The organism is Cecembia lonarensis LW9 (genome assembly GCF_000298295.1).
GTDB lineage: Bacteria > Bacteroidota > Bacteroidia > Cytophagales > Cyclobacteriaceae > Cecembia > Cecembia lonarensis.
In genome coordinates this window covers 1-9,853 of record NZ_AMGM01000120.1, presented here as the reverse complement: position 1 = coordinate 9,853, position 9,853 = coordinate 1, and the positions used below count along the sequence as shown (strand labels likewise).

General features: G+C 42.0%; 8 protein-coding genes. 1 reads left to right on the top strand and 7 read right to left on the bottom strand.

The genetic code is table 11. The features are described from left to right. Nucleotides 1–39: 39 nt before the first annotated feature. The 7 genes from B879_RS19330 to B879_RS19300 form a co-directional block, all read right to left on the bottom strand. On the bottom strand, nt 40–627 hold the full coding sequence (locus B879_RS19330; protein WP_009186912.1) for a hypothetical protein: 588 nt from the start codon (nt 625–627) through the stop codon (nt 40–42). Nucleotides 628–709: 82 nt separating this feature from the next. Further along, entirely contained in the window at nt 710–2,338 is a 1,629-nt protein-coding gene (locus B879_RS19325) for a beta-helix domain-containing protein (RefSeq protein ID WP_009186911.1), read from the bottom strand. Nucleotides 2,339–2,373: 35 nt separating this feature from the next. Then, nucleotides 2,374–5,187, bottom strand: coding sequence for a TonB-dependent receptor (locus B879_RS19320; RefSeq protein ID WP_009186910.1), 2,814 nt, complete (start codon nt 5,185–5,187; stop codon nt 2,374–2,376). A gap of 203 nt (nt 5,188–5,390) precedes the next feature. Beyond that, nucleotides 5,391–6,362, bottom strand: a complete 972-nt coding sequence (locus B879_RS19315; protein WP_009186909.1) for an AAA family ATPase — start codon at nt 6,360–6,362, stop codon at nt 5,391–5,393. Nucleotides 6,363–6,500: 138 nt separating this feature from the next. Next, on the bottom strand, nt 6,501–7,160 hold the full coding sequence (locus B879_RS19310) for a pseudouridine synthase (RefSeq protein ID WP_009186908.1): 660 nt from the start codon (nt 7,158–7,160) through the stop codon (nt 6,501–6,503). A 24-nt stretch (nt 7,161–7,184) separates the two neighbouring features. Further along, complete coding sequence (locus B879_RS19305; protein ID WP_009186907.1) at nt 7,185–7,787, bottom strand: nitroreductase family protein; 603 nt, start codon at nt 7,785–7,787, stop codon at nt 7,185–7,187. A 126-nt stretch (nt 7,788–7,913) separates the two neighbouring features. Further along, nucleotides 7,914–8,837, bottom strand: a complete 924-nt coding sequence (locus tag B879_RS19300) for a Nif3-like dinuclear metal center hexameric protein (protein ID WP_040401292.1) — start codon at nt 8,835–8,837, stop codon at nt 7,914–7,916. 133 nt (nt 8,838–8,970) lie between these two features. Between B879_RS19300 and B879_RS19295 the strand changes: the two genes are divergently transcribed. Further along, nucleotides 8,971–9,853 (top strand): GMC family oxidoreductase N-terminal domain-containing protein (locus B879_RS19295; RefSeq protein ID WP_040401289.1); only part of this gene is annotated, 883 nt, incomplete at its 3' end.

Below are 9,853 nucleotides of genomic sequence, written 5' to 3'. Positions count from 1 at the left end.
GGTATTTTTTGGGGTTATCCATGAAACTTTTTTTAGATTCTATATGATTTCTTCAGTAAGTTGAATGCCTGTACTTTTTACCTTCCATCTTCTATCCACAGTATCAAAAAATACTTTTTCATCAGGAAATTCAATATACTCTTCTTTACCTGAGTTTTGCGGATAATAAGGGCCTAGGTCCTCGCCTTTGACCATTTTGTCAAATAGCATCAATCCTTTTTCCAACATTTCAGGGACTTCAAATCTCCATGTTCTGAAGACTTCCTCGTAATGCTCCAGGTGGCCATCCTCGTTTCTTTTCATCTTCACTCCTACAGCTACTTTTTTTACTTTTAATGAAGGGGCAATTCTACTTGCCAAAAAGTATTCATAGCCATCTTTTTGGTGGTAAGCTTCCACCGTATAATCTAAGGCCAGCTTGCTATAATATTCATCATAAACAGCATCAAATTTGGTTTCATGAGTCCCCTTTTTAGGTAAATGCCCCATATAGCGAATGCTGGTCAAGAGCAATTGTCTTTGCTCCCGATCATTTAATTTTTTGTTTGGATCGTACTTGTCCTGTGAATTGGCACAAGAAGAAAGTACAAGTAATAAGATTAAAAAAAGGTTGACGTATAGCTTCATGATAATACCTTGCTTTTAATTGAAAGAAAGACCTGACCTATCCGAGGATAGGGTCAAGTCTTTCTATCTGTAAAATTTTAAATTACTTGTTTATGTAATCAATGTTGATTGGATTGAACTCTGCCCAACCATCGGTCCAGTCCTCTGTACCGAATGCTCCGATGAACTCAACAGTTTTGTCAAATTGATCTGCTCTCAAAGCTTCAGAGAATTTGGCATTTGAGAAGTCAGCACCGGTAAACAAGCTGCCATCAGGCAATAAGGAGAAGTCAGGGTTTGATGGGTAGGTAAGCAATGTATACCTAGCGAAGAAGTTTTCTGGCTTCAAACCAAAACCTCTGTAGAAATCCTCCCAAGGTTGATCTGCCGCAGGTAATGCCAAAGTAGTATTTGCAGCACTCCAAATTCTTTCCACGTCTTCAACATTGGCTCCACCGCCAGCAGCGAAGTTTGCACCTGGGTTAATCATGATGTTATTGGCTAATACACCTACACCATTGTCATATTGCTGAGTTACAGAAGCAGTATTGAATCTCAAACCTGTTGGGAAGCCAGTTACAACAGTGTTGAAGATGGATACAGCAGTTCTTCTTCTTAGGTCAATAGAATGGAAGTTGTTACCCGAGATGGATCTTCCAACGCGATCTCTTGGGCCATAAACGGTCACATTAGAGAAAGTCCCTGTAGTATAAGGCTGAACATCATTGTCATTTGGTCCATTGTCACACTCGAAAGCATTGGATTGTGACTGGTCAGCAAAGAAAGGGTTTCTTACTACCAATGCAAACTGTACGTTGCCTGAGTATCCAAAGTCCACATCCAAGTCATCATCCCAAGTAGAATGAGAGATCAAGTATTTGTGGTTAACTGTTCCCCCAAACCACTCAAAACCATCATCACCACCGAATGATACCATCAAATAGTCCATTATGGTTCCTCTACCTACACCACCCATAGTGATGGAGTTGGTTTCGTTGTTCGGCGTCAACTCAATACCGGCATATTCTACTCTCATGTAGGTCATTTCACCAGAGCTATCTTCATCATCTGTTCCACCAAATACCACAGGAGGATCAATACCTTCGATATTTGGATCAATTTGATTGGTCCTTGCTCTTCCAAGGATAACGACACCACCCCAGTCGCCACGGTCTCTTTCACCTGGCTCTTGAGCGGAAGTCATGATGATAGGCTCTTCTTTTGTACCTTTCGCTACCAGTTTTCCGCCTCTATCGATCACCAAAGTAGCCCTGGATCTCTTTTCACCATAAATGATGGTTCCAGGTTCTATAGTCAAGGTCGCACCATTTGGAACAAAAACCTGACCTTTTAGTAAGTATTGCTTGTCTTTGGTAAGGGTCCTTGTAGACAAAGTACCTTCGATCTCCTCAATATTACTTACTTGCTCAAATACCGCTACTACTGCTTTGTCAGCGGTCATGTTGATGGTAATGGGGTTGGTGTTACCAGAAGCATCACCTTCCCATCTGACAAACTGCCAACCTGCAGTAGCAGTCGCAGTTACCTGAACACTGGCATTCTGAGCATGCTGTCCCGTAGCAGGAGAAACAGAACCGCCTTCTGAAGGCAAGGCTACCGTAGATAAGGTATACCTAACTGTAGGCAAAGGATCATCTTCTCCGCAGGAGAATAGAAGTAAGGCCACAGACAGAATAGTAGCCCATTTCATGAGGTTTTTAATTTGGTTCATAAAGTTGTAATTAATTGGTATATAAAGTTTAGTCATTACTTGATGCGATAGTTAACAGAGAATGAGTACAATGAACCTCTTCTCCACAAATACATGGGATCATCGATATCTCTATCTATTCTCCTGTCAAAATTGGAATCCTGGTAGAACCTGAACTGGTAATTGAAAAGATCTTGGATACCGAATTTTAGGGTAGTCCTGTCCTTAAATGTTTTGCTGACCGTCAAGTCTACCACATGTCTTTCCAGTTCATAAATTGAAGGGAAGTTGGTATTTCCAGCGACAAAAATCCTTGGACCTTGAACATTGTAGGCTATACTGGTCTGGAAATTGGAAATGGGATCGATGTAGTAAATGGCCGCATTGACCATATAAGGAGACTGTCCCTGAAGTGCCCTTCTGTTGGCTTCAAAAGCCACATCCTCACCTAAGAATACTTCCGACCACACCAAAGAGGCATTGACGTTGAAGGATAAGTTTCTGATAAAAGGAGCAGAAGTAACTGTACTCAAAGCTTTTCTACCTTCTACCTCTACGCCATACACTGTTGCGTCAACTGCATTACCGTAGCTAAACTGTAGGTTTTCGGTGACGTTCTGTTGAATCAATTCTATTGGATCTTTAAAAAATTTGTAAAATGCTCCAACACTGAAAGTCTCACCCTCATTCGGATAAAATTCATACCTCAAATCAACATTATCTATTCTGGCCATTTGCAGATCAGGGTTCCCGAAAAAGCCAGCAATAAATTCAAAACTGTAATAAAGAAATGGTGCAAATTCTCTGAATTCTGGACGATTAAGGGTTTTGCCATAGCTGGCCCTAAGCAAAGACTGGCTGTTAAAGTTGTAGTCTACATTCAAAGAAGGCAAATAAGCCAATTCAACATTTTCAACATTAATAATTCCGGCATCAGTAGCAGTGTTGAGGTTTTGTACACTGTATTCAGTCCTAAGTCCACCGGAAAGGTTGAAATCTCCCACAGGGTAAACGCCTCCTATATAACCCGCAGCCACAAATGTGGATGCATCATAAGCATCACTTGGCCTGGTTCCTTCCTGTATCAACCAACCATCACCCTGTCTGTAATTTTCAGGAGCAAAAGCCTCATAGATTGGTTTCCTCAACAATTGCTCTCCAATTTCCTGATTGTGGAATCCAGGGAAAAATGTAGTAAGGTACCTGGCTTCAAAGTCTCTCCATTTGTAATCCACTAAATAGCCTGCTCTAAAAATTCTTGGCCTGTCTTTCTCTGCACCGGCAAACTTCTTCTCAAAGTTGACGCCGTTTACAGCTCCTCTTTCATTCATATAACCGTAGTACCTTCCCAAATCTTGTGGGCTGGAACTTGGAGGTGCTATGATAACAAACTCACCTTCGGAAGCATCTGTACTAAAGAAAGTTCTTAACCTACGGAAGTCAGGCTCTTCATGGTACAAGTAATTTCCACCCAACACCCAATTCAGTTTAGTACTCTCATTGTTAAACAAATGGGTGCCTTCCAACTGTCCAGTGTATAGTCTTCTGGCCTCGTACCTGAAAGAATAATCCTGGGCTCCAAAAGGTCGCTGAATGAAATCTCTACCTGTTCTCACCACAGTTTCGTTCAGCCCGGATTGGTTGAAAAGGTTTCGGAATTCAATTTTATTATCCGAATTAAGCCTCAATAACCAGTTGGACATGATGCCCAACTCATTTTCCTTGATGTAAGTATTGTCGAAGTACTCGTCTCTTTTTTCTGTAGGTCTTCCTGGTTCAGGGAAAAAGTATCTGCTCCTTTCTGCCAAGAAGTATTGGTATCCCTGGGAAATGGTTGCACTAGTTACAGTAGACAACCTTTTTCTGCCTAGCATCCAGTTTTTTCCAAATGCGATACCAAAGCTACCATCTGGCATCGCGGAGGTAGTGTCCATTCGAAAATTGTTGTCTAATAGCTGACCTGCCGTAGCACGAATAGGATTGCCTGTACCAGAGTTTAACAATTCATTCGTTGTAGGGAAACCATCAGGTAAACCCCTGCTAGAATCAAAACCCAACCAGTCTGTACTCGATCCTCTGGTCTGACTGTATTTATTGAATGTGGTATTTTGTCTGATCCCTACACCAAAGCCCACATTGATAAAATCTTCATCTGGAGCGTTTTTTGTAAAAACTTTTATCATTCCACCAGCAAAATCACCAGGAACTTCTGGAGAAGCTGACTTATAGATCAGCATTCTGTCCAAGTTTTCACTAGGGATCAAATCAAAAGAAAATGTTCTTTTATCAACTTGCGTAGTTGGCGCTATTGAGTTGTTAATCATCACCACATTGTAGCGGTCATCTACACCTCGCACTCTCACGAACTTATTATCAACTATACTGACTCCTGAAACACGCTTCATTACTTGAGCAGCATTTCCATCTTGGGATAAGCGGATTTGCTCGGAAGAAATACCGCTGACTACCTGTAAAGACTTTCTGATTTCAGAAACAATGGCCATGTTGCTGCCTGTTTCTCTGGTAGCCACTACAACTACTTCGCCCAGGTCCCCAAGGTCTTCTTCTAGGTTGACATTAAGAACAGAGGCTTTTTCAGCAACGACCAATACATCTTCAAAGCGTAAGGTTTTGTAAGAAATAAAAGAAACAATAAGGGTATAAGTGCCAGGTTCTACCCGGGAAATTTCAAAGTCTCCATCCAAACCAGTAGCCACTCCGATAGTTGTTCCTTCAATCCTGACGTTGGCACCAATGATGGTTTCTCCTGTTTTTGAGTCACTGACGACTCCCCGTATACTTCCCGACTGGGCCCAAACCAAATTCACTATAAGTAAAGTGAAGGCGGTTAAGAAGATTTTCAATTTCATAAACATTGATTTTGTACAGCATATTTTCAACTGCACAAAATTCAACACTGAATGTTAATTGAGCGGGTCTGAAAAATTATGATTTCATTAATCTGAGGGATAAAAAATGAAAAGGCCATCACAATATGTTAATATTGGAATGGCCCTAATGGGTAAACGAACTTCTTTCAGATAGAAGAAAGCCGAAATACGCGATTTTTGAATTATTTTAATGTTACGCTTTTGTTAATTGGGATTTTATCCAAAAATATACGGACCAAGTCCCGCGTACTGATATTGTCTGCCTCTGCCTCATAATTGAGGATGATGCGGTGGTTCAGCACATCTTCTGCCACGGCTTTGATATCTTCTGGAAGTACATAATCCCTACCTTCCATATAGGCCATGGCCCTTGATGCTAAATTCAAATTGATACTTGCACGGGGTGAAACACCGAATTGTATGTACTTAGCCTCCTCTTTAAGTCCGTATTTTTCAGGAAAACGGGTGGCAAAAACCAATTCGATGATATAATTTTCCAAAGGCTCCGCAATTTTTACCTCATTGATGGCGGAACGAATCGCAAAAATATCTTCCTTGGAAAGGATAGCATTGACTTCCGAGCTGAACTGCATATTGGCCATGCGGCGCATGACTTCCATTTCATCTTCCTTAGACGGGTAATCAATATGTACTTTCATCATAAACCTGTCTACCTGAGCTTCTGGCAGGGGATAGGTTCCCTCTTGATCTACCGGGTTTTGGGTGGCTAATACGAGGAAAGGTCGATCAAGTTGAAAAGTGGTCTCTCCAATAGTAACCTGCTTTTCCTGCATAGCTTCCAGTAGGGCAGATTGAACTTTAGCGGGAGATCGGTTCACTTCATCTGCCAAGATGATATTGGCAAAGATAGGTCCCTTTTTTACCTCAAAATTGGCCTCTTGTTGATTATAAATCATGGTTCCAATCAGATCTGAAGGCAACAGGTCAGGAGTAAATTGAATCCTTCTAAAACCAAGATGTAAAACCTTAGCCAAGGTATTGACAGTAAGGGTTTTGGCCAATCCTGGTACACCTTCCAATAAAATGTGTCCATTGGTAAATAGGCCAACCAATAAGCGGTTAACCATCCGGTCTTGGCCAACTACTACCTTTTTGACTTCTTGAATTACTTGTTGTATTTTTTCCTGATGCATGGAATCTCCTAATTAAAGTTTAATCTGATCAATTGGTGTTGTCGGCACCTTTTTGTCAGCCGCCTAAATTAGGACAAAATCAGCTTTATGCCAATTTCCCCATTTGCTACTTTATAGGCGGTAAGGTTTTTTAACAAATTAACGTTTTTTCCGGACAGAAGATGATGGTTTCACCGCTTTTGTACCTTGTCTTTTGGTGTTTTGGATTTTTCTCTCGGTCACATTCAACAGTTGATATATTTCTTCTTTTTGCATTTCCCTTACTTCTCCTGCCGAAAAGCCTTCAATTGTAAGGTTTTCTATTGACCACCTGACCAGCCTGAGTGTAGGATAACCCACAGCTGCAGTCATTTTACGGACCTGTCTATTTTTACCCTCTATCAGGGAAAGAGAAATCCATGCATCAGGTACAGTTTTTCTAAACCTGATGGGAGGATTCCGATTTGGTAGAGGTGGAACTTCTTCCAATATCTTCGCAAAAGCCCTTTTTGTACGGTACATTTTCCCATCAACATTGATGCTTACACCCTTTTCTAATTCATTTATTGCATCTTCTTGGGGATTTCCTTCTACTTGTGCCAGGTAAGTTCGCTTATGGCCAAAGGATGGATGAAGCAGGTAATTATTCAGTGCTTTGTCATCCGTGATCAGTAATAAGCCTTCACTGTCTTTGTCCAGCCTACCTACGGGATACACCTCTTTGGGGAAATCTCCAAGCTCCTGCAGGGTATGCTGTTCCCCACTGAACTGGCTTAAAATGCCGTAGGGTTTGTAAATGATAAAATAACGAAAGGACATGAACGGGTTGTTTTCAGTACAAATTTACCTTACCCAATTCACTTTTTCTGCGATCGGCTTTCTTTTTCCTGCAGGCCATCTTTCGGTGGCGGGTTTGGCGACATAAAAAAAGCCCATTAGCATGTCCTCTTCTTCCAACCCAAACCATTCCTTAGCCTCAGGCCAGAAAGTCGGTCCGCCTGTCCCCCAATAGGCTGCCAAACCTTGGGCTGCTGCAGTCAGGTACATGTTTTGTACCGCCATGGCCACCGCGGCAATTTCTTCCATCACCGGAAGATTGGCCCGAAGATCACGCTTCATTTGAACGGCAATGATATGAGAAGCCTTCAGCGGGTTTTCACTGAGTTTTTGGTAAGTGGCTTCCATATAATTCCCGTTTTTTGTAGCCCGTTCTTTATAAAGTCCAGCTTGAAAATCGGCGAATTTTTTCAATCCTTCACCTGTGAAAATGGTAAATCTCCAAGGTTCTGTGAGTTTATGGTTAGGCGCCCAGTTGGCATTTTCTAAAATTTCTTCAATGATGGCATCATCTACAGGGTCATTTTCTTTGAATTGGGCCACAAACATGGATCTACGTCCTCGGATGATTTTGTTGACTTCTTCTATGTTAAAATCTGGTCTTTCCATAATTCAAATGTGACTTTAAGTTCTTGCTCCAAACAATGCTAAATCCTAAAAAATAGTTTCAATTCCTTGATTAGGGTTCCGCTGGGATTAAAACCATAGCGAAAATTACAAGCAATGTTCAGACTTTCAATAGAATAAAAAGGGATCACCGGAAGCAATATAGTTAACAGGGATATCAGGGATTTTTTCTTGTATCCATTCTGCCGCAAATTCCATTCCCGGGGCCTCACTGAGCTCATGCCCAAGGATGGCCAAAGCTGTATTTTTCCCCATTAGCCTTCCATCCCTTACCCTTTCTACTGTTTCCCATTCCCTTGTTTCTCCACATAAGATCAAGTCCGGCTCCAATTCCTGAGTGGCAGCAATAATCATTCTACTGTCAATTGCTCCAAAGGCCAGATAAATGCTTTGACAGGGTTGGTCCAAATCCCCAACCAAGCGCAATTTTGGAATGTCAAAATGTACTTTAATATGATCCATGATAGACTTCAGGGATTGGGCTTCCGGTAAGGTGAGCAGTCTTGGGTTGCTGGCGTTGTAATACGGATACCAGCCCAATTTTTTGAGATTACCCTCTGCTATACCATCAGGCTTTCTCCTGTGCCAGTGATCATGGAAGCGCCAAATGGCTATTTGATGCTCCTCTAACAATTTTCTTTTATATTGGAACACTTCATCCCCCTCCAGCCAATCTGTTTCATCCTGGTGGTTATAGTAAAGTGTCTCATGGGCAACGATCATATTCGCACCGATTTTTTTTGCTTGCTCTATCACCGTTAAGGTGGGGAACATGGTACAGACAATTCCTGTGACCTTTTGGTCCATGCTCCCGGACCTCAATTGGTCTACCGTGCGTTCAAATGGTGCTCCCGGTATATCCTTTATGATAATGTCTATGGCTTCTTTGACAGTCAGCTCCTTCCTTTTTGGGAAGGCCAGCCCCATTTTTGGCAGACTCCACAAAAAGCCAGTTCCTAAAACTGTTGTGCCCAGTTGAATCATAAACTCCCGCCTATTGCCGGAAGATTTTTTTTCTATTTCTTTTTTCATGGGGAAGGGGTTTTCTTTGGTATCATCGCGATTTAAGTTCATTGGATCTCTTATTGCTGAATAAAATCCCTGGAAGGAACCTTTGTCAATTACCAAATTTCATTAAATTCAGGATTCAAATTAAAAAAATAAAATGGCCAATTTTAATATTGATGCAAAACAAAATATGACTTATGATGCCATTGTCATTGGTTCAGGGATCAGTGGAGGCTGGGCGGCAAAGGAATTGTGTGAAAAGGGGCTCAAGACTTTGGTTTTGGAACGGGGCAGATTAGTGGAGCATGTGAAGGATTACCCGACCATGAACCTGGATCCCTGGGATATGGAGTATAGGGGCTCATTGACGCCTGATTTACAGGAGAAGCACTACAAAGGAGGAAGGTCAGGGTTTATTGGGCAGGCCAATGAGCACTTTCATGCCAATGACCTGGAAAACCCTTATACAGAAATCAAACCTTTTATGTGGGTACGTGCCCATCAGATGGGGGGAAGGTCCATTCTTTGGGGAAAGCAGTGCTACCGCTGGTCAGATCTGGATTTTGAAGCCAACGCCAAAGATGGTTATGGTGTGGATTGGCCTATCCGCTATAATGAACTCGACCCTTGGTATACTTATGTGGAGAAATTTGCAGGTATCAGTGGTGAACCTTTGGGCTTACCTCATTTGCCGGACAGTCATTTTCTGCCCCCGATGGAGCTGAATTGTGTGGAAAAGCATGTGAAAAGCCGGATTGAGAAAGATTTTCCGGGCAGGCACCTGATTATCGGAAGGGCTGCCCACCTGACAGTTCCTCTTAATGGCAGGGGCAAGTGTCAATATCGTAACCGTTGTGACCGTGGCTGTCCCTATGGAGCCTATTTTAGTAGTAATGCCGTTACTTTACCTGCAGCCAATGCTACAGGAAACCTAACGATAAGGCCTTTTTCTATTGTGCAGTCCATTATCTATGATGAGAAAAAAGGTAAGGCAACTGGTGTCAGGATCATAGATGCAGATACCCACGAGGTCATGGAGT

What these genes read in the sequence shown, in the direction of transcription:
- B879_RS19330 (WP_009186912.1), bottom strand. Translation starts at nt 627, where the DNA reads ATGAAGCTATACGTCAACCTTTTTTTAATCTTATTACTTGTACTTTCT.
- B879_RS19325 (WP_009186911.1), bottom strand. Translation starts at nt 2,338, where the DNA reads ATGAACCAAATTAAAAACCTCATGAAATGGGCTACTATTCTGTCTGTG.
- B879_RS19320 (WP_009186910.1), bottom strand. Translation starts at nt 5,187, where the DNA reads ATGAAATTGAAAATCTTCTTAACCGCCTTCACTTTACTTATAGTGAAT.
- B879_RS19315 (WP_009186909.1), bottom strand. Translation starts at nt 6,362, where the DNA reads ATGCATCAGGAAAAAATACAACAAGTAATTCAAGAAGTCAAAAAGGTA.
- B879_RS19310 (WP_009186908.1), bottom strand. Translation starts at nt 7,160, where the DNA reads ATGTCCTTTCGTTATTTTATCATTTACAAACCCTACGGCATTTTAAGC.
- B879_RS19305 (WP_009186907.1), bottom strand. Translation starts at nt 7,787, where the DNA reads ATGGAAAGACCAGATTTTAACATAGAAGAAGTCAACAAAATCATCCGA.
- B879_RS19300 (WP_040401292.1), bottom strand. Translation starts at nt 8,837, where the DNA reads ATGAAAAAAGAAATAGAAAAAAAATCTTCCGGCAATAGGCGGGAGTTT.